Here is a 25960-nt window from a genome sequence, read left to right as displayed (position 1 = left end):
GGTGTCCCTCCCGATTCGAACGACACAATGTCCTACACGACCTCGGGATCTGCTTGAGCGATCGACGCGCTCGTACTCGCCCGTTCAAGGTTCAGGGCCAGTAAGCGACGCAGGATTTCGTCATCGGACATAGACGGTGTGTAGTCGGTCCAGCCGTAGGCGGCGGCTACCGCTTCATCCAAGTCCGCGTGTGCCTTGTCGAGCCACGCCGGGCGCTGGTTGTAGAGGTTCGTGAGCGTGCGCTTCTTCAGCTCCGCCTCATGGCCCGGCGTCGGGAGGATCCGATCGGGGTAGCCTGGCACCACTTCCGGCACACGGTCGACCCACTCGGCGGGATTCAGCCAATTTTCGCGCAGCTCGTTGAGTCGGCGGGCCGCGGCGGCGATTGCTTCGGCATGGACGCCCGATGGGGCACCTGTAGCCGTATCGGCGGGGGTCATGCCGGCAGGGAAAGGGAAAGCCTCGAAACAGGTTTTCGCGTTGTATGTCGGTCTCCCGCCTTCGTCACCGTCACCATGTCTGGAAGCGTTGGCGAGCGCCCAGACCTCATGCATTCGTGAGTGAAGCACGCCGAACGTAATGTCGTCGTCGCGGCAAATTGCGTAAAGACGGGAGTCCGGTAGAACGGCGGTAGGGGTCCAGACGAAAAAACGGTGCTTGGCTACGCGTATCGTCACCAAGTACCGTGTGATACGTGCGGTCGCCCGCCGGAACGCTGGAACGGTCTCCCCATGGCGCCACCAATAGCGTTTACGCCCCTCGCGGTTTCCGGCTTCGCGCATGGGCTTCACATGCTCGATCACGTGGGCTATCGGTGTCTCATAAAGTAGCGCGTCCTGCTCGGACATGTCGGCCCCGAAGTCGATGATCCATGTGTCGGAATGCCTTTTGCTCACATCTTGCCCGTTGGCCCAAGGGCGCAGCACGTCGGTGTTGGAGCGGCCGTTCGGATTCGGGTGAGTAAGCCAAGCTCGTGCGATCTCTCCGGGAATGTCGAATGAGCCAACCTTGACAGGCCCCTGAAAGGCCACGCCCGCATTCTCTCGAAGTGGCGAAGCGGTGGTGACGTCGATGCCTCCGTCCGCTGAGGTGAGATCGGCGTTGATCTTCCCAACGTCGATACCATCCAGGCGTACGCGCTCCTCCTCGCCAAAGGCGACCAGCGAAACGCGGACAGCCGCACCGTCATTGACCCACTCCTCGTCACTCCAAGCCTCGAAAATCCGCGTCGATGTGACAATGCGATCAAGAGCCGTCCGGTTAGTACCCTTGCGGATGGCCTGTGTTGCGACAAGGCCAGCCTTTTTGCAGCGGCCCGCTGCGATCTGTGCCCTTGAGCGCTCGAACCAGTACGTGACCAGATCGACCCCTCCCGGAAGGCGACCATCGAACAGCCCGCGCAGGCGAGCGGTATATTCGGCGCCAAGCTCGCCGAGCATCTTTTTGTTCCCGACAAACGGCGGATTGCCGACGATCGCGTCGACCGTGGGCCACGATGCTTCACTGCCGTCCTCGTTGAGCAACGCATCGCGGTTCTCGATGTGATCGAGACGCGCGAGGATCGGGTTTCGCCGGCAGTCGTAACCGTGCTTGAGCATCCACTGGATTTCCCCGATCCAGACCGTCACCCGGGCGAGCTCCGCGGCATATGCGTTGATCTCGATGCCGCACACGTTGTCCGGACAGGTCTCGATGGTCAGTTGCCGGTGCAGTCCGAGCGCTTCCGCGTCCAGGTTCGCACGATGCTCGAGATCCTTGAGCGCCCTCAGCGAGAGGTACAGGAAGTTGCCCGAACCGCACGCCGGATCGAGGACGCGGAAGTTCTTCAGCCGCTCCAGATACCCGAGAAACAGCGCCTGTGCGTCCTGACCGGACTTCTGCGAACCTTTGCCGCCGGCGTGGTACTTCGCCACCAGCGGGCCGATCTTCGCCTTGGCAGCCTCCCACTCGCGCGACAAGGGCTCGATGACGACCGGCTGCACCAGCTTCATGATGGTGGCTGGGTCGGTGTAGTTCGCACCCAGCGGGGCGCGCACCTTCGGATCGAGGCCGCGCTCGAACATCGTGCCGAGGATGGAGGGCTCGATTGCGCTCCAGTCCATCCGGCAGGCCTGCAGCAGTGCGTCGATTTCGTTCGGTTCGAGCTCGACGACATCGATCTGCTCAAACAGGCCACCGTTGAAGTAAGCGATATCCTCCAGAAGAAAATCTCCCCCGGTCCGCATGGACTCGAACATCTCCCTCATCGAAACGGCGAGTTTCAGGGGGTCGCTCTGCCGCTTCGTAATCACGCGCTCGAAGAGCTTCTTCGGCAGAAGGCCAATGTCCTCGGCGAACATCGCGAATAGGCACTGGATCAGGAAGTGCGCAACCTTCTGCGGGTCGTGCCCCCGATCGGTCATTGACTTGGCGATATCGGCGAAGCGCCCGGCGGCATCGGCCGTGACGTCGAGAACTGTGCGTCCCGGTCGGAATCTCTCGGGGTCCGTGAACACCCAGCGCAGACGCTCGAGGTTCTCCGGCGTGCCGATGTCCTCCAGGCGGATGGTGTAGGTCACGCTCGGGGTGCCGGTGAAGTGGGTGTGGATCATCGTCACGGCGCGATTGCTGACCACCAGGAGCGGCGGGTTGTCGAGCGCGAGCGCGTACGTCATGAGCTGACGCAGCGCGCCCGCCAGATCGCCGCCGGGGCCTTTGTTCTCCCACCCGAAGTGCCCCCGCTTCCACACGTCGGCCCAGCCGTGGCCGGCGCCGGTGCGCGTCGCGCCGCGCTCGAAGCAGTACGACTCGGGGTCGTTCGGGGTGTCCACGCCCAGCAGGGCGCACAGATCCAGGAAGAACGGTTGGGAGCCTGCACGCTCGGAGAGCGGGCTGTCGGTCCACTTTTTGATGAACTGCGCGGCGGTCAGAGCCTGTTGCATGGTGGATGAGTGCAAGTCGTCAATCGCACAAGCATAGCAGCACAGCATCCGCCGCCGAGCCCGAAATAGGCTGGGTTGCACCCCAATGTCCGCACCGGACGCGGTGTTTTTGGCATGAAACGCGCGCCCCATCTCACCCCTTGAATTGGGGCGACCCCCTTGGAGAATGGCTTTCGATGCGCACCGCCCGAGCGGCCCTGCGCACCGAGACGAAACCCCTTTTTTACGAGGCACCCGAGATGATCTCCTTTTTCCACGACGGCACGTCGATCACCAACCCGTACGAGAGCGAATGCGGGCGCTTCGAGGTACAGCCCGCGCATTACGGCTTCGTCGAGGCGGAGACCACCGTCACCATCCACGACGACGGGCGGGTGGGGCGCGCGCTGGTCAAGACTCTCGACACCGGCAACCAGATTCGGCTCACGACCGAGGACGGCCTGTCGGTCCCCGCCAACGCCAAGGAAGCGTGGATCGAGTTGCTCGATCCGACGCACGGCCTGTGGGAACGGCATCCGGTGCCTCTGGCTGGGACGCTGGCTGCCTACGTGAAGACGCTGACCCATCTCACCGAGATCGAACTCGACGCAACGCTGCAGCGGCTGGAGACGGATTCGGGCTGCGGCGAAGCGTGCGTGAAGGTGCTCGACAAGGCCAACGAGTTCGTTGCGCTCGCCTACGACGTGCGCGAGGAGATTCTCGCGGCAACCGCTCGCCAGTTGAGCATTTTCTACTACGGCTGAGCGCCATGGCCGTCATTTGCGACTACTGCCAGCAGCCGGCCGAGCTGGTCGACGGGACGGTGATCTACCCCGACCGTCCGGACCTGCACCACAAACGATTTTGGCGCTGCGACCCGTGTGAGGCGCACGTCGGCTGTCACGACCCGAATCCGCGCTTTGGCTACGACGGCACTCAACCCCTTGGGCGACTGGCCAACGAAGGCCTGCGTCGGGCGAAGAACCGGGCGCACGCGGTATTCGATCCGTTGTGGCGCTCGGGCCGCATGACGCGGCCGCAAGCCTATGCGTGGCTCGCGAAGAAGCTGGGTATCGCGGTCGAGTCTTGCCACATTGGCGAGTTCGACGAGGCGATGTGCCTGCGCGTGGTGCTGGCCTGTCGGGGCGTGAGCGAGGCGATTCGGATTCCTCAACGGACGCGGGCGAGGTCGCGGTGAGCGCACAACTGGAACTGTTCTCCGCGGTGCTTCACGCCTACTCCGCGGAGCGGGCCGGCCGCCTCGACAACGCGACTCTCTACGAGGAGGTGGCCGAGCGCGCTGGAATCGACCCGGAAGAGTTCGCGCGTCGCGAACCGATTGGCGCCTCGGGCCAGCCGCACAGCCTGCTCGCCCGCAAGGTGCGTTGGCACCAACAGACCTTGAAGCACGCCGGCATCCTCGAGCGAGTCGAAGGCGAGCGCGGAGTGTGGCAACTTGCCACGCCGGCGAGCGGCGACTTGCACAGGATCAATCCCGGGGTGGCGGTGGTGGGCTTCTCGACGGAACTGGGTGTTGCCATCCTGGGCAGTTGCGACACGGTATTTGCGAGCATCGACTGCCCGATCGCGCTGTGCCTCACGAGCCCGCCCTACCCCCTCGCCCATGCACGCAGCTACGGCAATCCCAGCGAAGCCGCCTACGTCGATTGGATCTGCCGCACGCTTGAGCCGGTGGTGAGGAATCTCGTGCGCGGGGGCTCGATCGCGCTCAATGTGTCGAACGACATCTTCATCCCGGGCACGCCGGCGCGCTCCCTCTACCGCGAGCGCCTCCTGCTGGCGTTGCACGACCGCCTCGGCCTCTTCAAGATGGACGAGCTCGTCTGGCACAACCCGTCGAAGCCACCCGGGCCAGTGCAATGGGCGAGCGTCGCCCGCTCCCAGCTGAACACGGCATGGGAACCGGTGTACTGGCTGACCAACGACCCGCGGGCGGTGCGATCGGACAACCGGCGCGTGCTGCAGGCGCACACCGAGCGCCACCTCGATCTCATTCGGCGCGGCGGCGAGACACGGCTCGCATCCTACTCGGACGGTGCGCATCGCCTCCGACCGGGGTGCTACGCGAATGCGACCGAGGGTCGCATCCCCCGCAACGTGCTGAGCTTCGGCCATAGCTGCGCCGACCAACGCGCCTACAAACGCGCAGCGCGCGCCGCCGACCTGCCCGCGCACGGCGCTCCGATGCCGCTCGCGCTGGCGAAGTTTCTGGTCGAGTTCCTGTCCGCACCGGGCGATCTCATTGTGGATCCCTTCGCCGGCTCCTTCACCACTGCCAAGGCGGCCGAGCTGCTCGGCCGGCGCTGGCTTTCCACGGAATGCATGCTCGAGTATGTGGTGGGTGCGGCTCGCCGTTTCCGTGACGCCGCTGGGTTTCACCAGCATATCCTCGCGGCTTGACCGCGCTCACACCCCTCTATGGGACAATGGAATACAAGGAAAGGGGACCATATGGACTACATGACTGAAGTGCAGAAGGCGCTGGACGCCATTCGCAATGCGATGGAAACGCTCCGGCCGTTGATCACGAGCGGGTTGCAGGTCCCCCAGAAGCAACGGATCGAAAAAGCGCTCACCGAACTCATCAACGCTTCCACGACCCTTGAGTTTCAATCGCCAAGCGAGGAGCGGGAGGCTGCCAGTGAATCTCGCCACATCCCGGGCTCCGTGCGCCAGATCGACGTCAGCGGCGCGGTCAACGTCACCGTCCGCTCCGGGGCTGAACCCGGACTCACCGTCTACGCCAGCCGGCAGGACGATCTCAAGAAGGTACTGACCACAATCTCACGCGGGTGCCTGACCATCGACAGCGAACCGACGATAGTGGTTACATCGAACCGGTCAGGCAGTAAGCAAGTTTTCCATGGACCGGTTGGGATGGTCGCCGGTGGCGACATCATCAAACGAAGCCGCGGTGACACCCTCATCCACGTGGCAGGATCAATCGGCCAAATCGTGGGGGATGTTCAAGGCGACTACCCAGGTTGCAGGGTCGAAGTCACCCTCCCCCATGTCACCGATCTATGCGTTTCGGGCGCCGGCAACCTCACCATTCTGGATCTCGATCAGGAAGCAATAAACCTCGATATTTCCGGTGCCGGAAGCATTGCGGCCACCGGAACAGTCAGGCTTCTGCATGCCAACGTGTCTGGGGCCGGGACTATCGGTGGCGTCGGACTCACCGCGACTCATGCTCACCTGGACGTTTCCGGTGCTGGCTCCATCAAGACTATGGTCACAGAATCGGTCCATGCCTGCGTGTCCGGGGTGGGCAAGATCAAGATCGCCGGGAATCCCCGTGTGCGAGATACAAACGTGACGGGCCTTGGCAAGATCAAGTTCGTCGACCGTGAGCGCTGAGGTTCCTGGATATGAAGTTACTCGCACTTCTCCCGATTGCCGCCCTGATCGTGATCCCGTTGGCGTTTGCCTTCTTGACCACCCGGGCGAAGCGCCGCCGCGTCGATGGTGCGGATGGCGAGTTGGAGGGCGTCGTCTACGAACGGGCCACCTTCGTCTCGCCCGCGGAACGCTCCTTCATCGGGGTGCTCGACCAAGCGATCGGATCTCAATACCGTGTGTTCGGCAAGGTGCGAGTGGCCGATGTCCTGTCGGTGAGCCGGGATACCGACCCGGCCAAGCGGCGCAGCGCGTTCAACCGGATCAGCGCGAAGCACTTCGATTTCATCGTGTGTGCGCCCGACGATCTTCAAGTGCTGTGCGCAATCGAGCTCAACGATACCTCCCATGCGCAGGCCCGGCGGCGTGAACGTGACGATTTCGTGGCCGAAGCCTGCAAGCAGGCGCAACTGCCCTTGCTGATGCTGCCTGCCAAGCACGCCTACTCCATCGATGAGGTCCGGCATCTGGTGCTGACCACGCTCGGCGTACCCATACTTCCCCCGCGAACCTCTCCCCGTCCGATTGAGACGCCAGCGCAGGACGTGGTTACCGCGGAGCCTGTGCAAGCCTCCCCTGCTCCGCAGATCGGACCGGAACCGATGGCAAGCGTCGCACCGCAAGTCAGCGAACACCCCGAGGCCGAGGCCGTCGCGGTCCCCGCGTGCCCGAAGTGCGGGGAACCCATGGTCAAGCGCACCGGAAAGACCGGAACATACGCGGGTAAGGCTTTCTGGGGTTGCACGCGCTTTCCCGCGTGTCGCGGCATGCAGTCTGCCTGAACGGATCGGGACCGCGATGAAGCGCGTCGGATTTCGGGTCCATCCCACCGACCGCAACACCTCCGGACGCATCGGCGTCTTCCGCACCGTGCGGGCGGACGGTAAGGCCGTCTGGTTGGCTATCTGGAAGGATCCGAAGACCAACAGGGATCGGCGGGCGCAGTTTTCGATCCGTCGCTTCGGCGAGGACGGCGCCCGCGAACGAGCCGAAGGCAAGCGCGCCGAGATGGAGCGCCTCCTCGCGCAACAGTTCGGCAATCCGGGCGTGACGGTGCAGCCGATCCAGAGCCCGCGCGCCGAGGGCTACCAGGTGCGCTGGCGCGAGCCTGTAACGGACGGGCACGAGCCGGTGTCGCTCTTTTTTAGTCGCCGCAAGCATGGCGGGGATCAAGGCGCACGCGGGGCGGCGGACGCCTTCGCGGATCGGGTGCGCGAGCGCCTTGGGCTGGATTTTGCGAGCCGATGACCACTTCGTCCTTTTCGACCAGAATGGCAAGCTACCCCGTCCGGAGCGGACTTCGCCTATGCGCAGCATGCTCCTGCATCTAGCGGAACACACCTTGGAGGTACGCTCATGACCCGCCCAACCAAACAGATCAAGATGAAGCAAGACCGCCTCAGCAAGATAAAAGAATCGATCTCGGATCAGGATTTGGAGGGAGTCGACGCTGTCGTTCACGCGTGTCGTAGCATTGCCACAGAAATCGGGTTCAATGCCTTGCGTGTCGAATGGGTCGAGTTGGTCATCGATGCCGAGAACGAAACGTCAGTGTACGGCGCGGCGATTGTCCATTCCCGGCTCGAGCAAATCCTCTTCGCGCACAGCTTTGCCTTCCCCGACACCTACGCTGCGCTGGAGGAGGGACTGAGGGCCGAGTTTATCGGCGAACTCCGTTACAGCGTTCGCGCGCCCATCGAGTTGGTTCCCAACGACGGCGATTCCGCATCGATTGGCTACGATTTGGAGATATGTGGCCCCACACTGATGATCGATCGGTCCGGCCCTTGGTACGCAAGCCCGGTCGAGCTGTTTGGCGAGCGGTTGTTGAATGAGGCGGTCGGCCTTGTCGACAGCCTACTCGCACCCGTCCCCCGCACGCGACCGCTGCGGATTACGACGGCCACCATCCCAGAACCACCCATACGCGACGAACAAGCAACCATTCTGATGGTCGCCGTCGAAGCCTGCTCCGGCCCTACCCCTCCAATGCGCGTTCACTCGCTACGGCAGAACGCGAACGACATCGCAAAGCTGCGCAGCTACATTGAGCACCTGCTGCTAGGGGATAAGCTCGTCACGGAATTCGTGGATCTCGACGAGAAAGAGCCCGAACTGCTCGAACGTATGCCACTGGTGCAGGACATGCTCCTGCGCAGTGCGAACACACGGTTCCCGCTCGAAGATGCGCTAATCGACAACGTGGACAACACCCGCGACGATGACGCCGACGCTTCGCCCTCCAGTATCCACTAACCTTCGCCACCGTTCATGCTGATCGTCAACGACGGCCCTGCCGTGTCCGGAACGGACTACTTCGACTCGCCCCCGGCAAAGGCGGGCTACCTGTACCTCTCCTGGAACGTGGGCGCGGCCAGACTGCTGCTGCCGGACAATCGGCACGGCTGGCTCAATGAGATGGCCACGGCGAGCGAGGTGATCATCTCGCGCGGCCCGTGGTCCGCCGCCCGAGGCCGAGATGCGCTGGAATTGATGTTCGAGGACGGTTCGGACGCACCCTTTGCGATCCGCCTCACGATGGAGCAAACCGATCGCCTACCCACAGAGATGGTGATCGCCGACGGACTGGATTTTCACGTCCTGACTCGTAACGGGCAAGTGCTGCAGTTCCCGGCCCGATATCGGCGGGTGGGTGCCCTGCCGTGCATGGCACCATGGATATAACAGGAGATCTGGACATGGAGATTTGCGTAGACAGCCGCGAGAGCCGCTCTGATGTCCCACGCTGGCTCACCCGGCTGGGCTACACGACCACGACCGCGGAACTTACCGTGGGCGATTACGCGATCGCCGACAAGCTGCTCGTGGAACGCAAAGCAGCCAACGACCTCGTAGCGAGCATTCTGGATGGACGTCTCTTCGGCCAGGCCGAGCTGCTCGCCTCCGCCGACGCCAAGGTGTCCTGCGTGGTGATCGAAGGGTCGCTGGGCGACCTCTACTCTGCCATCGACCCGGAGGCGGTGGCCGGGGCGCTCTCGACGCTCACGCTCTACTACGGCTTGCCGGTGATCCCAACGCCCAGCGCGGAGCACACTGCGCGCCTCATCGGGCGGCTCGCCCGCCACGCCACCGAAGGTCTAGGGTACGAGATTGCGCTGCGAGCGGCCAAGCCCAAGACGGACGGCGGGCGTGCGCAGTTCCTCGTCGAAGGACTGCCCGGAGTGGGTGCGGAGACGGCTCGCAAACTGATCGCGCACTTTGGCTCGGCCGCAGCGGTCTTCGCCGCTAGCGAGACCGATCTCTGCGCGGTGCGAGGCATCGGCGCCAAGACGGCGCGCGGGATTCTCGACGCGCTGCACGCGCGCCCAACGGCGTTTCGGTCGACCATGGGAGCGGCGTTGGCCGGGTAAGCGGAAAACGTCCCGGTTAGCCGCGAATACCCAGCAACAATCCGATAGGGAATAACCACCGGCAGGAGCCACCCATGCAACATAACCTCATCATCGACATCGACGGCAACATCCATGACCCTATCGCCTCGAACCAGCCGGGGCTAGTCGCAGAAGTATTCCGTCTCGCCCGGGAGGCCCTCAGTGCAGGCAAGACGGTCACCATCGAGCGTCGCATCATGAACGCCCCGCCCGAGTGCAAGGCGGTATTCACCGCGCTCGACGAGTTCAACGCCTACGTGGAGCGCTTCAACGACATCCAGCGCAAGCTCGGTGCTCCGACAATCGAGTAAACGCGGCTACCTCCCCGGCCGCAACGCCGGCGCAAGCGCGTGGGCGATCTGGACCGTGGTTTCGTAGTGCCCCCACAGCCAGGTGCCTCGCCGGAAGTCATGCCGCTCAAGCAGCGGGATCGCCTGCTCCGTATCGATCTCTGCCGCACGGACGAAGCCCACGGGCTTGCTCGGTTCGACCACTTCTCCGTTTCGTGTTCGGACGCGAAGCGTGCTCACAGCGACGACCGGCCCGAGTTCGAGCCATTCGCTCCACGTCCCCGTGCCGCCCGCGCCACGCTGACGCTCGGACGCGAAACGCACCACCACCAGATCGCCAACGACGGGCATACCCTTGTGGTGGATCGTCGGCAGAGCGCGATCGATCCAGACAACCGGGCGAGCCATCGTTCGCCCAGGATATTGGGCGCTGATCTGGGCGTTGAGCGCGCCACACTCGCGCTGCGCCACCGTCCATGTCAGTCCCTCGGCAAGGCAGTGGGCCGGCGCCCCACCCTCATCGCTTCGCAGGATGCGATAGACCGGGCCGAAATCGGACGGCGTGAAGGCCGGCGGCGGGGCCGCGCGGCGCGTGATGTCGCAGGAGGAATCTGTGTCACACATGGTGGCGGGTCCAAGGGAGGTCCACCCCAGACTACCGAACGCCAACGGCCATTCAAGTTGCCAACCGCGTTGCCGCCAAATTTTCGAACCGGTCGTGGGTGCGCTTATGATGAACGTATTCCCTCCCCTGAACCCACGTACTCTCGCGCATGATCACATCACTCGTCCGCTCGATTAAGGAAGACGTCGGTATCCCCGCCACCCTGCATCATGTGCTGCAGATTCACCCGGAGTTGCGAGTTGGATTGGACGCGCCTCCGGTCGATATCGCCGCTTCGAGTGTGGTGCAGTGGCATACCTGGGCCGACCTGGTACGTTGGGAGCTACGCGGGTGGCGATATGACGGCATCTCCTACAGCGCTTTCCCCGTAAACGGTGCTCTGTTCTCCGACTTCACGACGTGCGATATCACCGAAGGATGGGAATGCGACATACAGGACGTGAGCGGGCTTGCAAGCTCGAAGTCCGACCTCAAGAGCTTCTCAACGCTCGATGCAATGGTCGAGACTAATGCACAACGGATGATTACCCCGATGAGTAGGGACAAGCTTGGGGAAAACCTCGCCTGGAAGGAGATACGCATCCTGCACGGCGACAACAGTTCGGATTATTTCGCTCGTTACCGTTGGGATAACCGGCTCTTCCTCATGAATGATGGGGGTTCGCATCACTTCGCCGCCGCCCGCTACATCGCCGCACGCCTTGGCGTGCCGGTCCCCTTGCTCGGCAGCTTGCGCACGTACCGCGTGAACGGGCCCAAGATCGCCGCTTTGAGAGCGGAGTTCGACATATTCGCGCTCTCGCGTACCCCAGCGGCCTCAAATGCCTTCTTGGAGGCGATGCGACGCTTTCGCGCGACTTACATCTCGACGCCACTTCCACGGCCGTTCGACGATCGCCGCGCGATTCTTCTGCCCAAGGCTGAACCCCGATCGGCCAAGGTGGCGACAGCTCTTCGCAGTGCCGGGTTTATAGACCTCGGCGAACACCTCAAGCAGTTGCTGGCACGGCGATAGAGCGTCTGCATACCGCAAATCGTTGGCGGACTGCGATCACGAGTCAGCGCCGGGACACTATTCCAGAGGAGAAGCACATTGAGCAGTTCGTTCCAAGTCGTCACCAACATCAAGGAGATTGCGAGGCTGAACCAGCAGCTGTCGCAACGTCTACGCAAGATCTTCAGCATCAAGAAGAGTCGCGAGATCACCTACCCGTCAGGGCACCACAACGGCACCGTCTACTTCGAATCGTCCCACGGCAACTCGGTACGGGCATGGTCCCCTCACGAGGGCGACATCAAGCTCTGCAACTTCATCCTGTCGGGTGATCCGCAAAGCACGGAGTGGATGGAGATCACCGTACAACTAAACTTCCCGGCCGGAGTATACGACCGCCGAAAAGCGGGCGCCTTCATCACGGACGAGAACGGCGACGTCTTCATCGCTCACCGAGGAAAGCTGACCAAGGGGCACGCCGGTCTCGAGAAGGAAAAAGTTTTCCGCGAATTCGCTTCCAGAACCATTGAAGCTACCGACAGGGAGAAGACCTCCAAGCTCATCCTCATCAGCGCACTGGATGACCCCGACCTGGCGGATCGCTTATGGACGTTTGGTGTGGAAGCGCGCGAAGTGGCGACTAGGCTCGCGGAAGCTGAGTACGACCCTTCGACCATCGACGACGCTGACGCGCCGCCGACGAGTTCCAGCCCCATGTTGAAGCTTCGCGCCTACTTCGACGAGTACGCCGGCGAGAGCAACAGCAAGGGCCATGGCGGCGGCACCAGGACCGTGGAACATGGCGATATCGTCAAGGCGCTCGAAGCGCAGTTGCGTGAGACCGGGAAGAGCCAGAAAGCTCAGGCCATTGACCTTGCCATCGTCAAAGAGGATGAGAATCGGGTAGACCTCTACGAGGTCAAGACGTCTGCTCGAACCTCGGACATTTACACTGGCGTCGGTCAGCTTCTGATTCACGGCGAGTGCATCAACAGCCGCCTCAAGATGCCTGTGCATCGGTTCCTGGTGCTTCCCGCCAATCCGAACGAGGAGCACCGGCAACACATCGGAAACAAAGTGGGGATCTCCGTCGTCCTGTACCGAAAGCATGGTTCGTCGTATCGCTTCAGCGAACTTCCATAGGACAGTACGAGCGCCTCGGGATCGCGCGCAAAGCGCGGTAAACTCCCGCGAGTTGCTTGTCGCGACAGGATAGAGAGCCATGGCCAAGGCGAAAACGCCGGTGAGGATCGACTGTGAGCGCTGCCGCCACTTCACCGGGCAGGCCTTCTGGCTCAAGTTCGCCTGTGCCAAGGGGCACACCGACAAGGACCCCGAGCACGACTACCTGCTGTACCGGAAGTCGTGTAGCGACTACAGCGAGGCCTCGCGCCCCGAGCTGATCTTCTTGCGCCGCAAATCGACCTTCGCCGGCGGCGAGGCGATGAAGCGCGACGCGCTGCAAGTGAAACGAACAGCAACCACGCTGCGCAATCTCACCGCCGAGGCGGCGCTCGGCCAGTACCTCACGGCGGCCGAGCTCGAGCACTTCCGGGCCGCGATCGCCGCCCTCGATGGGCTTGCGCCCGACCTCACCCGTGCCGCGAAGATGGGAGAGCGGTACAGGGAAGATCACCAGAAGGCGTGGCAGACCAGGCACGAGGAGGAGATGCTGCGGTTGGTGGCCGAAGCGCTGCAGGACGCCGCGCCTGACGCGGTGATGGATATGGTTGACGATCTGCGCGACTTCAGCCGCAACTGGTGCAGTACGCCCGCCGAGCCGGGCGACACACCGCAGCGTGCATCGGTGGCGATCTACCAGGGCGATGCGATCCTGCGGGCGCTTGCCGCCTGCCGCAAGGCGCCGATCCCGGCCAATGTCAGGGCGCTCTCCGTCGAGCTCGGCGAGCAGATCGAACGCATGCGCCAGGGCGATCGGCGCAACACCGGGGGCTGGGCGGATTTCATCGAGTATCGTCGCTTTCTGGCGCTGCAGCGCAAGCTCGTGGCCTCAGCTTCGCCACTGCCCGACCCGGACGCCACCGCCTAGCCTTTCGGCCCTCACTCGCGCTTCAGGGGTTCCACTGGCCGGTTAATCGGCGTACGATTTTGCCGTTCCTCGCGGAACTTATGTGCGCGCTGCTTCTCGAGATGCGCGATATACGTGCAGCGCCCGCTGCCACGACGAAGACCGCGGCTCCTCAAGCCGTGACGAAAAAATGCGCAGCGCCCTGTGCTGCCTTATAAAAATCCACGGCCCGTCAAGCCGTCGCGAAATAACGAAGTCCGCTGGCAGCAGCGCCGCCACGGTAACAAATATTCCGAGTCCATACGTTCAGACATTCCATTTTTTCGGAAGGATCCATCATGTCGAATGAAATCAACGGTTTTGCCCTGCCCACTTTCGGGCACACGCTCGTCAATCTTGCGCTCGTCAACGCTACCCTTCGAGCTCTCGTCGCCTCTCACCCGGCCCCCGCGCAGCTCGATGCCGCGCTCGATCGTGAGTTTGGCCGCGCCCTCTCGCCCACCGCACGCCCCGAAATCGTTGCGATGCGCGACGCCTTCCTTGCAGACCTTCGCAGCGGAGGGCGGCAGAATGGCTAAATCGCGCGCCCAAAACCTCAGCGACCTTTTCGATGCCCTGGAAGCCTTCGAGCGCCCAGATGGCGACAACGAGGGCGACCCGTGGAACGGGCCTTCGATCTACCCGAACCTGCCGCCCGAGGGGCAGCGGATCGTCGATGAAATCGAGGAGCGCGCGCGCGATCTCGTGATCCGGCAGGGGGATTGGGGCGAGGAGGCCGACCGGCGCGGGCTGAATCAGGCTCGCAAGAACGGTCTGGACGCTGATTTCGGCGTCTCGCAATACAACCCGGACGCGAACTCAGGCCGGGTCGGGCGCGGCGACCGGTGGCTCGATCTGTCTGATCCAAATGCGGACGACTAGGATGACGATCTCGCCCCCGTCTGATCGATGATAAGGCCGCGGCTGCGCGATTGCGCCGGCCGCGGCACTACTCCATCGGCGTGACTGCTCACGCCGCAGGCGGTTCGCCAGGCTGGGCGCGATAAAGCTCGTGCGCGGGCGTATCGGCGATCAGCCCCATCCGCTCGACAAACTCGCGCTCCCACGATCCAGGTCGTCGGGATCCATCCGCAACACTGGATAAGACGTACCCCACCAATTCCTCGACACTCGACATTGGGTTCGGGGCGCCATGTCGCACGTGAAGCTTGACGATGTAGTTGAGTTCCGCGAGGACAGCGGGATCGATCTGTATCTGCATGGTCAGCGTCCTCCTTGGACGTGAAGTAACAATTTGTTGTCCAACCCGGACACCAAGCATTATTGCCAACTGCTTGTTTGCGCTGCCGCATCCTATGAGAATGCGCGACTTTCTCAAAGTTACAACGAAAGTTATAGAGCAACTTTTCTGATGGCAACGAAACGCTTACCTCGCCGCATTCCAACCCGCTTGTGTCAGGTTCCCGGACTGGCAGCGCCTCTCGAAGTACCTCAGTACATCTTGCGCGTCGACACGGGAAAGGATGAGAAGAGCGGCACTCACGGCTGGCAAGTACGCTATGAAAAGCCCTACATCTTCGTTCCTGACACGAAAGATGGACGTCGGCGCTCGCCGCGGCTTTCGCTCACGGAAGCGCGGATGATCCTCGCGCAGATGTATGAACCGGCGCACGTGCGCAGGCTCTCTGCCCGTCTTGGCCGGGAGCGCACTGGCCGACCGGTGTGCAGCGCCGCGGAGATTGCTCGCTCGCGCTAAAACTGCGGAAACGCGCGTCGCGTTGGTCCGAAGCGCCCTCAAACACCCTGGGCGCCACTGGGATGGAGCACGACGCACGTACCGTTGCCTATCCAGCGTTCCTGCGTGATCCCGCTCTTCGTCTCTGTCAGCAGTCTCCATACATTCCGGCATGGGTGGCTGCACGCCAGCGCATCAAGCACCGATGAATACACGGGGAACTGGTCGTAAAAGAGATCAGAACGCGCCATCTTCGGATTTCGGAGTTGAGTCGCCAGCACGTCGATGCGCGGCAAGACGATGCCTTCCAGTCGGGGTAGTGAGGCCGCTTGCGCAAGTCCCGCCGGGTCAGCATCCGGGAATGCGAGCACCGGAAGCGCCAAACGTTCGAGCAACGCCTGCACGTTGTCTAGACGGCTTTCCAGTGGGTCGCCGCGGTAGATCACGAGGGCGTCCGTGTAGGGTGCCGGAAGGTCGAAAACAATCTCGTGAACACGATTGAAGTTCTCGTAGTTCTCGACCACGATCACGCACGGGTGTGCAATGCTTTGCTCGATCAACGTCCAGTTGGCGTCCAGGTGGCACTCGGAGGGGAGAGAAAGCGCCTCTCCCCCGATCCGCAGCGTGCGACCCGGCAGCGCCTTGATCGATATCCGGTTCCGCTTGACGGCCCCTCCTCCCGCCTTTTCGTTGGGCGTCAGTGCCAGCCGTTCCCCGCGTGCGAGATCGGCGAGACTCACCCGCTCCGTCGAATACCCTCGCGCCTCTAGCAAGGCACGCATCTCGTCGCGGTCCTTCGCGGTGAAATAGACAGATTTCCCGCGCACCGTACCGATATCGAAGTCGTTCACAAGGCGCTGCAACGTCGCGCTGAGACTCGCCCGCTCATCCCGCTTCGCCAACACCCGTTGCACGGCTTCGGCAAGTCTTTGGTCGAGCATCAGCCGAGCCTCTTCAAGACGATAACGTCGCGGATCAGAATATTGCCGTCGAAATGAGGGTGACGATGGAAGTCCAGCTTCAGGCTCCACATCCCAGCCTTGCCCTTGTTGTCGTGTTCGGCCAGGACCCGCAACAGCCACATGTGCTCCTTCGTGTCGCCCACGACCGAGGGATTCTCGGCCCACCACCTTCGAGCTGAGACCCCTGTAGCCGAGGCCCTGGCTTGCTTGAAGTACAGCCGCACGGCTCTCCGGATCGGCAACTCCGGGGGCGCAATCACGACATTGCCTGCGGTCAGATCGATCCTGCCGGGCGGACGAACGGAACGGGTTCGCGTGTTGGCGCTGGCCGGGATCGTCCGGGCGAGCTCCGCGAGGAAATCCTCGGCTTGCGGATCGTCGATTTGCGGATGGCATTCCAGCGCAAGAGGAGAAGCGCACTGAAGCCACCCCGCAGGTTGGGCAGCCTCGTCCCAAGCCTTCGGTTCCCAGTCGGGATTGCGGGCCAGATGCAGGGCGACGGCGCGCACACGGCGTGTCCGTTCCTTGATCTCACGGTACTCGAAGAGATACTGGTCGAGAGTTTGGAGTATGGACAGGAGCGATTCGCGGAAGGCCGGGATACGATCGGCAAGCAGCGACCGGAATGAGAGGGCGAGATCTTCGTGACCCGCGAGTTGCTCGTCGATGTCCGAGAAGTGAAAGCTCTCGAGCAGCGTCACGAGCTTGTTGGTGCGCCCGTAGTAGTACCGGTTCTGCCTGATCTTTTCTTCGACGGTCGACACCGCGGCAAAACGAGTGCTCACCTGCATGGAAAGCACGATCAGTTCGTCCTCGATCGCGTCTGCAATATCGCTGATGACCTCGCGGGTTTCGTCCTCGTACCGCTGACAATCGTCGTCACGCCCCTGCTGAAAGGCAACAGAGTGCTCGTCGACTAGGAGCGCGAGCCGAGAAAAGTAGCCGCCTATATCGGCGCCGATCGAGAACAGGCGGTTAGTGTTGAGCGTCGTGTTGAGGAACTGACGCAGGTTGGAGCGCAACTGGAAGGCGTCCCGAATGTCGGGAGACATAATTCGCAGTTGGCGCAACGCCTCGATACTGCGGGCGTTACCGTCGGTCTTGTGAATCCGGTTCTGGTAGTAGGCCTCCGCAATCGTGTCGCTGCACGCGTTCAGCTTCGATAGCAGAATCCGGACAGGATCGGAGTCGCTCACAACAACCTCCCCTGATCGGGTTCTGGCTCCTGATTGAGTGCAGCGCTATCGGTAATTGGCTCGTTCTCCAGCAGGAAATCGATGACCTGATAGTAGTAGTCGAGCTTGCCCGTGAAGCGATACGTCTCATGTTCGCGATTGACCGCTATTAGGTAGCCCCAACGCTCCATCTGCACGATAACCTTGTTGAGCATCCCATTCATCGTGGAGGCGTCACTGACGGCGAACTCTTTGCCCATCGTTCCGAAAGCCCGCAGCATTTCCCCGAAATGCTGGTTTGAGGTGACCTGAGACAGCAGGGTCGCATAGTCGAGCAGATCACCCGGTGAAGGCGCGCTATCCTGGCGCCCCGATTCCATGCAAAGCGACAGAAAGTGCATGACCGGGCGAATCGTCTGCTTGATGTGCGCGAAGACCTTCTTGATTTCGGTTTGCTCGCCCTTGCCGACACGAGCCCACGTCGCGTAGTACGCGAGGCGGTTCGGCGTCATCGTCAGCTTGCGGCCCAGCTTGCCTAGATACTCGCCGACTTCGGCCTGCGCGTGCTCGGAATTGAGCCAACGGAAGGCTTCAGGTGCCGTCGATTCGCAAATGAAGGCCCCTTCGAGGAGCCGGATGGCGGTCTGCTCAAACATAGGCGGCTTCCTCGTCGATCTCGTCGTCCGCGTCGGAAAGCAGCGCATCCTTGTCGATCAGGGCAACCTCGCGTCCGGGCTGGATTTTGTAGTTGAGGTGGAACAGCTCAGCGAGGTCCAGATCGAGGTCCGGGAATGCCGACACCATCGTGATGTTGTTGCGCGTCAGAAGCTCCAACAGGGTCTTCGCGTTCGGGTAGCTCAGATCCTTGAGCTCGTCGATCACGAAAGGGATTACGACCTGCTCCTTGCGCCGGATTCGATTAACGAAGCCGATGAGCACTACGCAAAGGATGATGTAGGAGAGGCCATTGCTGCTCATGTTGGCGAGCGCTACTTCGTTGCTGGCCGTCTTCATGCCTTCGTTGTTCACGTTCGCGCTGATCTTGAGGCTAATGAGATCCACCGGATCGGCAATAAGGCCCTTGTCCTCACTCAATACCTCGGCGACCTTTCGTGCGGCGGCGACGAAGCTCGCCGGTGGCAGCGCGTCGCCTTGCGTGTGCCATGCGTCATACTCGTGGTGTAGCTCCTCTACGGCCTCCCAGTAGTTTTGGGTGTCGACGTGGGTGCGGATATCGGTCGAAACATCCGAGATGCTGGCGAAAATACGTCCCTGCTCCAAGTTCGCACGCAGATCTGTCGAGAAATTTGCGACGTTTTGCTTGAAGTTGCGCAAGCTTTTCCAAAAGTAGCTCACGTTCTGCGCCATCGTACGGCCGAGCTGTACCAGGGAGTCTCGGTTCTCGCCGTGGCGCTCGTTGAACCACGTACGGAAGACCTTGATCCACTCGTACTCGCTGCCGTGGCGCAAAGATCCCAGCTCTTGAACGGCGTGGGCATGGAAGCGCTCCGGTCCGGTGCCCTGCTCCCGACACATTTCGCGCCGGATGTCTTCGACGCCTTCACGAATGCGATCACGACACTCGCTGTAGCTCTTCTGCAGGCGCGCTCGGTCGCTGCTGAGCCGGTCGAGGGTCAGGTCGTCGGTGTAGCCGGCAGCGAGCACTTCGGAATCGACCGACCACGCTGCCAAGGACTCCATCTGATGCAGGGCCCTGGTCTCGATCTGGTGGTGCCCCTCGGCGCGACGGCCCGCCGCGTCGATGGCACGGTCCATCGCCGTCAGCACTTCAGTGCGTTTTCGCTGCAGATCAATGTGCTCTTGCTTGAACGTCTCGGCGCTGGCCCGCTCAGTTTCATAGTCGAGCACGTACTTGGCCCGTTTCGGCCAAGTATGCGCCAACCAATCCCGATACTCTGCGACAAACGGGCGATGCTTTTCAGCCGCTTCAATTCGCCCTGTCAGACCCGCAATCTGTTTCGACAGGCCATTGAGGACATCGGGTGAAACAGAGTGGTCGCGCAGGCACTGGTCTCGGTCCTTGGCGATCTGCTTGAGCCGGTCCTGTAGGTCCTTATCGAATGCCGTCTGCCGAGACTGGATCGAAGCAAGCGCATCACGCAAAGAATGGTCGACGGCCCTCAGTTCGTTCCGATGGACGTCCTCGATGCGCGCGATCTCCTCACGATGCGAATGTTTGAGCCGTTCGGCCCGCTGCTGGGCCTCGGCACGCTCACGCGAGCATTGATCAAGCGCCGCCTTCGCTGTCCGTGTGGCGGCCTTCTGGCTGTCCGCCACTCGGCGTTGTGCGTCTGCGACGACGGACATGGCATTGGCCTTGTCCGCTTTCGCCCGGTCGAGGCAGCGATGATGAGTGTCGCGTGCTGCTCTCGCTACGTTGAGTCCGTCATGCTTCGCGGCCAGATCCTTTCGTGCCGTTTCGACTTCCTCGCGCTTGCGGTCAAGTCGGATGCGAGCCGCGGCGATCTCGTCCTGCAGCATTTCCTCGGAAGCGAACCGACCCACGTCGAGGCGTTCGAGGTCAAGGGTGACCCCGTAGAAATCGTCACCTCCACTCAAGGACGGCGACAGGTCGGTGCGCAACAGTGACTCTTCAGGAATGATGCGGCCGATGTTGCCGACCCACCCAGACCTGTTCCGGCGCAAGAATCCGAGCAGCGTATCCTCGCCTGCACTGTCCGCGAGAAGCAGGTGATCGAGCTCGTCTTGCAGTTTGTCGATCGAGACAGATCCGTTGGTGATCAGTGCATCCAGCTCTGAAAAGGCATTCAAGGCCGTGTCATAGGCTCGGCTAACCGCCCCACTCCCTTCGTGCAACGCTTCAAGATTGGCGACAGCAGCACGCTCGATCTCACGCGCCTTTTCTAGTGCTGCAACTGTTTCAGGCTCTGCCTGCGCAGCGCGCACTTCCGCCGCCAAGCCAGCTTCGCGGACACGCAGAGCTGACACGACACTTTCAGCCTCGGCGCGCTCGGTATCGTGCCTTTCCCGGATGGCTTGCAGGTGCTCGCGCTGGATACTCGCGGCGCGGTCCTTGAGTTCAGCGGTCTCACGATAGGCGTCGGTCTGGGCCGCCTGGAGCACCTCCCGTTGCGAATGAGCTTCCTTTTGGGCGTCCGATTCGAGTTCGTCGAAGACCTGTGTCAAGGACTTCACCTGCCGCTTGAGTTCGTCGAATCGGGTCGTTAGGGGACCCAGTTGCGTCGTGAGGGCCGGGACGCAATCGACCTCGAGCATCTTCTGCTCGGCATTTTCGCGGTCGAAATGCGCCTTCCGTTTGTCGAGCGATTCAATATCTGACTTGGCACGTCCGGCCGCGCTCTCCGCAGTGCTCTTGCGCGTATTGACGTCAATCAGCTGTGCGGAGAAGCTGTTCTCCTCGACAGTCTTGGCCGCTTTCGCCTGGCGCTCGTCGTTCTCGGCTAGCGCGACCTGCTCACGGTGATATTCGCGCAGCACGCGGAAGCATGCATGGAGGCGACCGAAATCGATTTCGATCGTGAGGCGCTGGTGATCGAGCCGGTCGAGGTCGGCCATCACCCCGGCCTTGCCCATTACCGCATAGTGAGCTTCGTACTCGCTGGCCCAGTGCAGCAGATCCTTCCGGCTTGTGCGCAGGGAGAACACATCCTGCTCATCTAGAATGGACGAAACGATCATGCGCTTGAGGTCGTGGAACGTCGTCACCCGTTGCAGGATTGCGGTCACGACGCGCTCAATGTTGGTGAGCCTTCCAGTCGAGGCGGTGAAGGCAAAGCGGCTCGCCAGATGCTTGTATTCACGTCCGGCCGTGTTCTGGATGACGCTGCGATAGGCGTGTAGTCCGAGCGCCTTCGAGTCGAAGACCCCCTGCTTTTCCAGGTGGCGATGCAGTGCTCCGGTCTGAACGACTTCTTCGCCGTCCATGAAAAGTTCTGGCCTGTACGCGCTGTCGATCAGCCGATACACCAGCTTGTCCGTCTGGCTCTCGGCGTGGATCACTGCCATGACCTTCTGATCCCGGCGCACGTACTCGAAGACCACGTAACTGGCCGTCGTCGGGAAGTAGTACCGGGCCATTTTCACGTTGTTCTCGTCGCCGCGCAGAATCTTCGACGGGCTCTCCCCAAAGAAGAGCGGCAGAAGACGCAATAGGGTCGTCTTCCCCGCGCCGTTCTCGCCGTTGATCGTGATATGCCCAGACAAGTCCACTTCCGCGATACGGCTCCGGCAATATGACCCAATGAGAATAAGACGATTAACTCGGAAATCCACGGAATACCCCGCTAGTACGATCTTGGGAGATGACTATATGTTAGCGCTGTATGACTATGTTATTGAGAGCGCCGACGACTTGTCGATTAAGGTGGGCGCTGAGCCACTGTATTCGTCCCGCCTGAGCGAGTATCTTGCGCGGTGCGCCTAAACGAACGGTATCTAGAGATTCGTGTGAGCGAGGTCGCAGGTACCCTACGGTGCCCCCGCGGCTCTGGCGAGCCAGGTGAAGAAGCCATTCGTGACACTGGTCGACTTCAAGCCATCCTTGGCGAACATCGATTTCTGGTACGTGTTTGCCTCGTGCCTCACCCACTCCTCGAGTTTCTGCTGCTGAACGCCGGGATCGAGGCTCGAAAAATAGGTCTGTCCTTCCTTGATTTGGACGCGCAGAGTGATGTCGCTCTCGGACGTTGTGCGACTGGGACCGCTTCCAGAGGTCGGGGCCTTATCCGACCGTGCCGGCTTCTTGAGCTTCGCGGCGATGCTGCCCGCTCGCTCGCTGTACTTTCCTGCAAGCGCTGAGATGAAGTAGGCGGCGGGCTTGGTGAGTTTTTCGGCCCCCGGCTTTTCCATCCGGCGGCGTGTGTAGGCAATTGCCCCTTCGATCTCCTCGAGGTCTTTCGCTTCGAGTACTTCCTGGATCTCGACTTCATTCATCCCGAACTCGGCCATCGCCTTCTCGGCACGGCTCGTGTCGATCAGCGGCACCGAATGGTCGAGCGGCAGTGCGGATTGCGCGCGCAGACGGATCTGGAAACTGAGGTGCTTGTACTCGCGCCCCTCCTTCTCAAGCACCGCCACGACCTCGTATTCGTCAAGGAACGCTTCCAGTTCGGCGAGCGCCTTACGCAGCACGTCGCGGTTGAAATACTTGATGTTGTCGTAGTACGCCGACGTGTCCGCAGACATGATGAGGTCGCGCCACTCCTGCCAGGGCAAGCGAGAGGAGCGCCACCACCCGTCGTCGTCGATCTCGACTGCTGCGACAACCTCCATCAGCTGTTCGTAGAGGGCTGCCGTGTAGCTCGACTTGAACTGGTTCTGTAGATCGAGATTCAGGAGCGCTCGTGAGCTGCTGTTGAAGACACGTTCCTTGACGCCATCGTCGAATTTGTAGAGCAGATCGGTCTGTAGCCGCCGGCCATCACTGCGCAACTCGCCGACGAACTTCACCGCTCCGATCAACTGCACGGAATTGAGTGTGGTGCGACCCTTTTCGTCGATCTCGCCCCATCGGATGAGCGTGGTCTGCATCGCCTCGACCGTGCTCACCAACGCCTTCATGTCGTTGCTGTCGTAGTCGATATTGTTCGCCAAGCGACGAATGGGGAGCCGATACCATTCAACGTCAATGCCCTGCTGATGCGCGTTCTGGAGCATTCGGTTGAATGCCTTTCTCATGACGAGGGTGATTTTGCCCTTTTTCGGGTAGGTGTAAATCACCTCGCGGGCTTTGTGTAGGGTCGGCCGTGCCTCGGATGCCGTGGCGATGATGACGCGGTTCTTCTCTGGCTTGCTCTCCGACATAGATACGGTCCCTAATAGTCGGAAGCACAGTAGGTGCTTCTCAGGTGCGAGTCAACTTGAACATGTTGCGCACCTATGCGTCCCATCGGCTGTGTCGAATCTTCTTATATAAAAACGGACTACTACGACGTTAACGTACGTAGACGCGATGGAGATATCGGAAAATCAGACACTTAGTGTCAGGTGTGGAAATTCGGGCGAGCAAGTGCTCTTTGTCAGGCTTCTGAGGTGAGTGGATTCAGGGGGTCAGGTGTGGCGATTCGGGCGTGCCGGTGCAATCGAGCAGGCGTGAGGGGCGTCTTTACAGGCGAGCCGGCTCGACAGGTGTGGTGATTCAGGAGTTGAGTGGCGTGGATTCAGGAAACCCGAGGCGCAAATGCAGGCATCTCGGTGTGGTATGGCAGGGGAGATACCTGAATAAGCACACCCGAAGGGTCTGTCCGTGCCTGAGGTGCGGTTTTCCGGGAGCCGCGCCCGGAAATACACACCGTTCGCCGTGTTCGCTCCAGCAGGGATCGGGGGCGCGACTGTAAAACCACACCTGAAGCTGCCCGCGGGGCGCCTGACGTGCGTCTGCCCACTCCCTGGGTGTGTATATTCAGGAATGATCGCCCGAAAATACACACCGGAAAGCACGTCGAGCGGGTTGGGGTGTGGCTTTTCGGGAAACCACGCCTGTAAGAACACACCTTTGGCCGCCTGGCCTGACGCGGCCACTGTCGCACTTTCCTGTAACACCACACCTATGGCTCTGTCTCGGCATCCGCCGGTGCGCTTTTTCGGTCGTCTCCCCTGAAAGACCACACCGTACGGAAACCGTTAGGTGTGCTTCTACAGGCTTGTCGTCCTGAAAAACCGCACCTGTCGCTCGCTAAGCAATACGACAAGATGGCGCGAATGCTTCGGCCTGGCGTCGCCCGTCAGCGACAGAGACTGCTTCCAATGTGTTGGTTGCAGAGAATATTGGCTAGCTGGCTTTTGCCCAGCACGTCCTCGATGCGCGGGCACGCCCACCCCGACAGATCGAGCCCACTCATTTGTTCGCGCAACGCGATCGCCTTGGCAAATCCTCCGCGGTAGCCGTGCGCCGCCACGCTGAAGCGCTTGCGCCTCTCCTTCTCGTTCTCCATCCAGAGGACGTCCCAGAGCAGATACGGCCCGCTCGGACGCATGTGGAGGACCAGTCGCACACCGGATGGGAGTCCTCGTCCGCGGCTCGCGGTGGTGGCGCGCACATGCGCGCCGCGCCGTGTCTTCGATGCCAGCGCATCCCGTTGAGCCTTGGCCGCGCGCAGGCTGCCGTCGCGGCCGGCGAACAGGCTGTCCGCAAATGACATCTCGAATGGTTCGCCGCTTGCGGCGGCAGAGGTGGTCAGGCGCAGAACCCAGCCCGGTGAGTTCGGCAATTCGACGCGGGAGAGGAAGCGCAGCGGATCGGAGGGGTCGGAGACTTTCGGCACGCGGCGAGGATACAGTGGATCCGCGGGAACGCTAGCGCGTTGAGACCGTTGCCGGCGCGGACACGGCACGCACGCACGCAGGCCCGTAGATTGCGCAAGGCGCTCTGCGCGCGCTCCAGCGGCGAGGGGTCTTCCGGCATGGCGCCCTCCCAGCTGATGCCGCGCGCTGCGTTCTGGACATAGCTGCTGCTGTCGGTCGAGGTCGCACCCAACGCCATTGCCTGCGCCACCCGCTCGGGATGTCCCAGGCCAAAGAGATGGAGGGCATCCGTATTGGACTGGAGCGCGCGCACGCCACGCACGATGCGCTCGAGCAGAACGAGGTCGCTCAGGCGTGGCACGAGCCCGCCGATCGCCAGATGCCGGTATCCCATGGCGAGCAGCTCGCGGGCGCACTGCGTGTAGCTCGGCGCATCCCATCCGACCACGACGCCAAAGAGTGTGAGCCGCTCGGGGCGCGGCAGCGTCAGCGCATAGCGGGCGTTGGCGAGCGTGAGCCGCAGCCGGCGGGCGCGCTCGTCGGAATCGGTGATCGCGGGCGGGATCGGGAAGTCGAGCGGGCAGCCCCAATGCGCGAGGCGCGACTGCAGCGCATGCACGTCGTCGGGATGAATGAGTTCGGTGGGCTCCTGATCCTCGCGCTCGATGACGCCCAGCCCTTCGGGGGTTTCCAGCACGCGCGCACCGGGGAGAAGGGCTGAGAATCCGCCCGAGTCGATGAAAGCCGGAAGCGGAAAGCCTTCGGGCATATTCCGAGCGAAGTGGTAGCTCACCATCACGGCGGGCACCAGACGCGGCAGGAAGGGCTGTATGAGCCGATCCAAGGGGTAGGCGTTACCGAAGGTCGTGACCGGCAGGAAGCCGCGTGGAAGGGCGTGCATTAGCGAAAACTCCTCGATTGGCGCCAGAGGTCGGCAAGCGAAACCGGTTCGGCACTCGGAAAGGTCTGATCGAAGCGCGGTACGGCGGCATCGCCCCGGTGGTGGCGCATGGCGATGAGGTGCTTGCAGAGATGCCCCTTGGCGAAGTCGGCGCAGTCACAGTGCGCCCCGTCGCCTGCGACCCGGTGCGGCTGCGCACCGCCGCTCACGATGAAGTCCGCGCCGGCCGGCTCGATGTTGAGTGTCTGAGCGCGACGCCAGCGGTAGAAATCCCTGTCTCTTATACACATCT

The 25960-nt window shown here is 62.0% G+C and carries 27 protein-coding genes; 16 read left to right on the top strand and 11 right to left on the bottom strand.

Annotated features, from left to right (window positions below):
- Positions 1 to 32: 32 nt before the first annotated feature.
- Positions 33 to 2921, bottom strand: coding sequence for a class I SAM-dependent DNA methyltransferase (locus GO615_RS16950; RefSeq protein ID WP_211167194.1), 2889 nt, complete (start codon positions 2919 to 2921; stop codon positions 33 to 35).
- Between the two features lie 176 nt (positions 2922 to 3097).
- Between GO615_RS16950 and GO615_RS16945 the strand changes: the two genes are divergently transcribed.
- The 10 genes from GO615_RS16945 (at position 3098) to GO615_RS16900 (ending at position 10023) form a co-directional block, all read left to right on the top strand.
- Positions 3098 to 3664, top strand: coding sequence for a hypothetical protein (locus GO615_RS16945; protein ID WP_169130171.1), 567 nt, complete (start codon positions 3098 to 3100; stop codon positions 3662 to 3664).
- 5 nt (positions 3665 to 3669) lie between these two features.
- Complete coding sequence (locus GO615_RS16940) at positions 3670 to 4098, top strand: zinc-finger-containing protein (protein WP_169130169.1); 429 nt, start codon at positions 3670 to 3672, stop codon at positions 4096 to 4098.
- Positions 4095 to 5321 (top strand): DNA methyltransferase, encoded by a 1227-nt coding sequence (locus GO615_RS16935; RefSeq protein WP_169130167.1) that lies wholly within the window; start codon positions 4095 to 4097, stop codon positions 5319 to 5321. Before GO615_RS16940 ends, GO615_RS16935 begins: the two co-directional genes overlap by 4 nt.
- A gap of 51 nt (positions 5322 to 5372) precedes the next feature.
- On the top strand, positions 5373 to 6281 hold the full coding sequence (locus GO615_RS16930; protein WP_169130165.1) for a GIN domain-containing protein: 909 nt from the start codon (positions 5373 to 5375) through the stop codon (positions 6279 to 6281).
- An 11-nt stretch (positions 6282 to 6292) separates the two neighbouring features.
- A complete protein-coding gene (locus tag GO615_RS28940) occupies positions 6293 to 7102 on the top strand; it encodes a DUF2726 domain-containing protein (protein ID WP_169130164.1) in 810 nt (269 codons plus the stop codon).
- 16 nt (positions 7103 to 7118) lie between these two features.
- Positions 7119 to 7568: an AP2 domain-containing protein gene (locus tag GO615_RS16920; RefSeq protein WP_169130163.1), complete on the top strand. Its 450-nt coding sequence runs from the start codon at positions 7119 to 7121 to the stop codon at positions 7566 to 7568.
- 108 nt (positions 7569 to 7676) lie between these two features.
- Complete coding sequence (locus GO615_RS16915; RefSeq protein WP_169130161.1) at positions 7677 to 8576, top strand: hypothetical protein; 900 nt, start codon at positions 7677 to 7679, stop codon at positions 8574 to 8576.
- A gap of 15 nt (positions 8577 to 8591) precedes the next feature.
- Positions 8592 to 9005: a hypothetical protein gene (locus GO615_RS16910; RefSeq protein WP_169130159.1), complete on the top strand. Its 414-nt coding sequence runs from the start codon at positions 8592 to 8594 to the stop codon at positions 9003 to 9005.
- A 14-nt stretch (positions 9006 to 9019) separates the two neighbouring features.
- A complete protein-coding gene (locus GO615_RS16905; RefSeq protein WP_169130157.1) occupies positions 9020 to 9691 on the top strand; it encodes an ERCC4 domain-containing protein in 672 nt (223 codons plus the stop codon).
- Positions 9692 to 9765: 74 nt separating this feature from the next.
- On the top strand, positions 9766 to 10023 hold the full coding sequence (locus tag GO615_RS16900) for a hypothetical protein (protein ID WP_169130155.1): 258 nt from the start codon (positions 9766 to 9768) through the stop codon (positions 10021 to 10023).
- Between the two features lie 6 nt (positions 10024 to 10029).
- Here GO615_RS16900 and GO615_RS16895 read toward each other — a convergent pair whose 3' ends face one another.
- Positions 10030 to 10626: a hypothetical protein gene (locus tag GO615_RS16895; RefSeq protein WP_169130153.1), complete on the bottom strand. Its 597-nt coding sequence runs from the start codon at positions 10624 to 10626 to the stop codon at positions 10030 to 10032.
- 149 nt (positions 10627 to 10775) lie between these two features.
- Between GO615_RS16895 and GO615_RS16890 the strand changes: the two genes are divergently transcribed.
- From GO615_RS16890 to GO615_RS16870, 5 genes are all read left to right on the top strand, one after another.
- Positions 10776 to 11642, top strand: coding sequence for a DUF6685 family protein (locus GO615_RS16890; protein ID WP_211167193.1), 867 nt, complete (start codon positions 10776 to 10778; stop codon positions 11640 to 11642).
- Positions 11643 to 11720: 78 nt separating this feature from the next.
- Positions 11721 to 12764 (top strand): hypothetical protein, encoded by a 1044-nt coding sequence (locus tag GO615_RS16885; RefSeq protein WP_169130151.1) that lies wholly within the window; start codon positions 11721 to 11723, stop codon positions 12762 to 12764.
- 79 nt (positions 12765 to 12843) lie between these two features.
- Positions 12844 to 13671 carry a hypothetical protein gene (locus GO615_RS16880; RefSeq protein WP_169130149.1) on the top strand — a complete coding sequence of 276 codons (828 nt, stop codon included), beginning with the start codon at positions 12844 to 12846 and terminating at the stop codon, positions 13669 to 13671.
- A gap of 317 nt (positions 13672 to 13988) precedes the next feature.
- Entirely contained in the window at positions 13989 to 14228 is a 240-nt protein-coding gene (locus GO615_RS16875) for a hypothetical protein (protein ID WP_169130147.1), read from the top strand.
- Positions 14221 to 14571 (top strand): hypothetical protein, encoded by a 351-nt coding sequence (locus GO615_RS16870; RefSeq protein WP_169130145.1) that lies wholly within the window; start codon positions 14221 to 14223, stop codon positions 14569 to 14571. Before GO615_RS16875 ends, GO615_RS16870 begins: the two co-directional genes overlap by 8 nt.
- An 88-nt stretch (positions 14572 to 14659) precedes the next feature.
- Here GO615_RS16870 and GO615_RS16865 read toward each other — a convergent pair whose 3' ends face one another.
- A complete protein-coding gene (locus GO615_RS16865) occupies positions 14660 to 14911 on the bottom strand; it encodes a hypothetical protein (protein ID WP_211167192.1) in 252 nt (83 codons plus the stop codon).
- Positions 14912 to 15061: 150 nt separating this feature from the next.
- On the opposite strand from GO615_RS16865, the gene GO615_RS16860 reads away from it, so the two are divergent.
- The gene (locus GO615_RS16860; RefSeq protein WP_169130143.1) at positions 15062 to 15406 is read left to right on the top strand and encodes a hypothetical protein; all 345 of its coding nucleotides are present in this window, start codon (positions 15062 to 15064) and stop codon (positions 15404 to 15406) included.
- A 38-nt stretch (positions 15407 to 15444) separates the two neighbouring features.
- Here the strand turns inward: GO615_RS16860 and GO615_RS16855 are convergent, their stop codons facing one another.
- The 8 genes from GO615_RS16855 to GO615_RS29730 form a co-directional block, all read right to left on the bottom strand.
- Entirely contained in the window at positions 15445 to 16326 is an 882-nt protein-coding gene (locus GO615_RS16855; protein WP_169130141.1) for a DUF7281 domain-containing protein, read from the bottom strand.
- Positions 16326 to 17543, bottom strand: coding sequence for a hypothetical protein (locus tag GO615_RS16850; RefSeq protein WP_169130139.1), 1218 nt, complete (start codon positions 17541 to 17543; stop codon positions 16326 to 16328). The genes GO615_RS16855 and GO615_RS16850 overlap by 1 nt, the downstream gene beginning before the upstream one ends.
- Positions 17540 to 18178, bottom strand: a complete 639-nt coding sequence (locus tag GO615_RS16845) for a condensin complex protein MksE (protein ID WP_169130137.1) — start codon at positions 18176 to 18178, stop codon at positions 17540 to 17542. Before GO615_RS16845 ends, GO615_RS16850 begins: the two co-directional genes overlap by 4 nt.
- Complete coding sequence (locus tag GO615_RS16840) at positions 18171 to 21797, bottom strand: ATP-binding protein (RefSeq protein WP_169130135.1); 3627 nt, start codon at positions 21795 to 21797, stop codon at positions 18171 to 18173. The genes GO615_RS16845 and GO615_RS16840 overlap by 8 nt, the downstream gene beginning before the upstream one ends.
- A gap of 195 nt (positions 21798 to 21992) precedes the next feature.
- Positions 21993 to 23327 (bottom strand): replication initiation protein, encoded by a 1335-nt coding sequence (locus GO615_RS16835; protein WP_169130133.1) that lies wholly within the window; start codon positions 23325 to 23327, stop codon positions 21993 to 21995.
- A 920-nt stretch (positions 23328 to 24247) separates the two neighbouring features.
- Positions 24248 to 24664, bottom strand: coding sequence for an AP2/ERF family transcription factor (locus GO615_RS16830; protein WP_169130131.1), 417 nt, complete (start codon positions 24662 to 24664; stop codon positions 24248 to 24250).
- A gap of 35 nt (positions 24665 to 24699) precedes the next feature.
- Positions 24700 to 25668, bottom strand: coding sequence for a hypothetical protein (locus tag GO615_RS16825; protein ID WP_169130129.1), 969 nt, complete (start codon positions 25666 to 25668; stop codon positions 24700 to 24702).
- Positions 25668 to 25960: SWIM zinc finger family protein (locus GO615_RS29730; protein WP_169130127.1), on the bottom strand; the 293-nt coding region annotated here is incomplete at its 5' end. The genes GO615_RS16825 and GO615_RS29730, both read right to left, overlap by 1 nt.

Origin of the sequence: Aromatoleum evansii (assembly GCF_012910805.1) — a bacterium.
Taxonomy (GTDB): domain Bacteria; phylum Pseudomonadota; class Gammaproteobacteria; order Burkholderiales; family Rhodocyclaceae; genus Aromatoleum; species Aromatoleum evansii.
Note: the sequence above shows the minus strand (reverse complement) of the source record. Positions and strands in the feature narration are given on the sequence as shown.

Bases quoted from the DNA above. Each gene is read 5' to 3' on its own strand.
- GO615_RS16950 (WP_211167194.1), bottom strand. From the start codon at position 2,921: ATGCAACAGGCTCTGACCGCCGCGCAGTTCATCAAAAAGTGGACCGAC.
- GO615_RS16945 (WP_169130171.1), top strand. From the start codon at position 3,098: ATGCGCACCGCCCGAGCGGCCCTGCGCACCGAGACGAAACCCCTTTTT.
- GO615_RS16940 (WP_169130169.1), top strand. From the start codon at position 3,670: ATGGCCGTCATTTGCGACTACTGCCAGCAGCCGGCCGAGCTGGTCGAC.
- GO615_RS16930 (WP_169130165.1), top strand. From the start codon at position 5,373: ATGGACTACATGACTGAAGTGCAGAAGGCGCTGGACGCCATTCGCAAT.
- GO615_RS28940 (WP_169130164.1), top strand. From the start codon at position 6,293: ATGAAGTTACTCGCACTTCTCCCGATTGCCGCCCTGATCGTGATCCCG.
- GO615_RS16920 (WP_169130163.1), top strand. From the start codon at position 7,119: ATGAAGCGCGTCGGATTTCGGGTCCATCCCACCGACCGCAACACCTCC.
- GO615_RS16915 (WP_169130161.1), top strand. From the start codon at position 7,677: ATGACCCGCCCAACCAAACAGATCAAGATGAAGCAAGACCGCCTCAGC.
- GO615_RS16910 (WP_169130159.1), top strand. From the start codon at position 8,592: ATGCTGATCGTCAACGACGGCCCTGCCGTGTCCGGAACGGACTACTTC.
- GO615_RS16905 (WP_169130157.1), top strand. From the start codon at position 9,020: ATGGAGATTTGCGTAGACAGCCGCGAGAGCCGCTCTGATGTCCCACGC.
- GO615_RS16900 (WP_169130155.1), top strand. From the start codon at position 9,766: ATGCAACATAACCTCATCATCGACATCGACGGCAACATCCATGACCCT.
- GO615_RS16895 (WP_169130153.1), bottom strand. From the start codon at position 10,626: ATGTGTGACACAGATTCCTCCTGCGACATCACGCGCCGCGCGGCCCCG.
- GO615_RS16890 (WP_211167193.1), top strand. From the start codon at position 10,776: ATGATCACATCACTCGTCCGCTCGATTAAGGAAGACGTCGGTATCCCC.
- GO615_RS16880 (WP_169130149.1), top strand. From the start codon at position 12,844: ATGGCCAAGGCGAAAACGCCGGTGAGGATCGACTGTGAGCGCTGCCGC.
- GO615_RS16875 (WP_169130147.1), top strand. From the start codon at position 13,989: ATGTCGAATGAAATCAACGGTTTTGCCCTGCCCACTTTCGGGCACACG.
- GO615_RS16870 (WP_169130145.1), top strand. From the start codon at position 14,221: ATGGCTAAATCGCGCGCCCAAAACCTCAGCGACCTTTTCGATGCCCTG.
- GO615_RS16865 (WP_211167192.1), bottom strand. From the start codon at position 14,911: ATGCAGATACAGATCGATCCCGCTGTCCTCGCGGAACTCAACTACATC.
- GO615_RS16860 (WP_169130143.1), top strand. From the start codon at position 15,062: ATGGCAACGAAACGCTTACCTCGCCGCATTCCAACCCGCTTGTGTCAG.
- GO615_RS16855 (WP_169130141.1), bottom strand. From the start codon at position 16,326: ATGCTCGACCAAAGACTTGCCGAAGCCGTGCAACGGGTGTTGGCGAAG.
- GO615_RS16845 (WP_169130137.1), bottom strand. From the start codon at position 18,178: ATGTTTGAGCAGACCGCCATCCGGCTCCTCGAAGGGGCCTTCATTTGC.
- GO615_RS16835 (WP_169130133.1), bottom strand. From the start codon at position 23,327: ATGTCGGAGAGCAAGCCAGAGAAGAACCGCGTCATCATCGCCACGGCA.
- GO615_RS16830 (WP_169130131.1), bottom strand. From the start codon at position 24,664: ATGTCATTTGCGGACAGCCTGTTCGCCGGCCGCGACGGCAGCCTGCGC.
- GO615_RS16825 (WP_169130129.1), bottom strand. From the start codon at position 25,668: ATGCACGCCCTTCCACGCGGCTTCCTGCCGGTCACGACCTTCGGTAAC.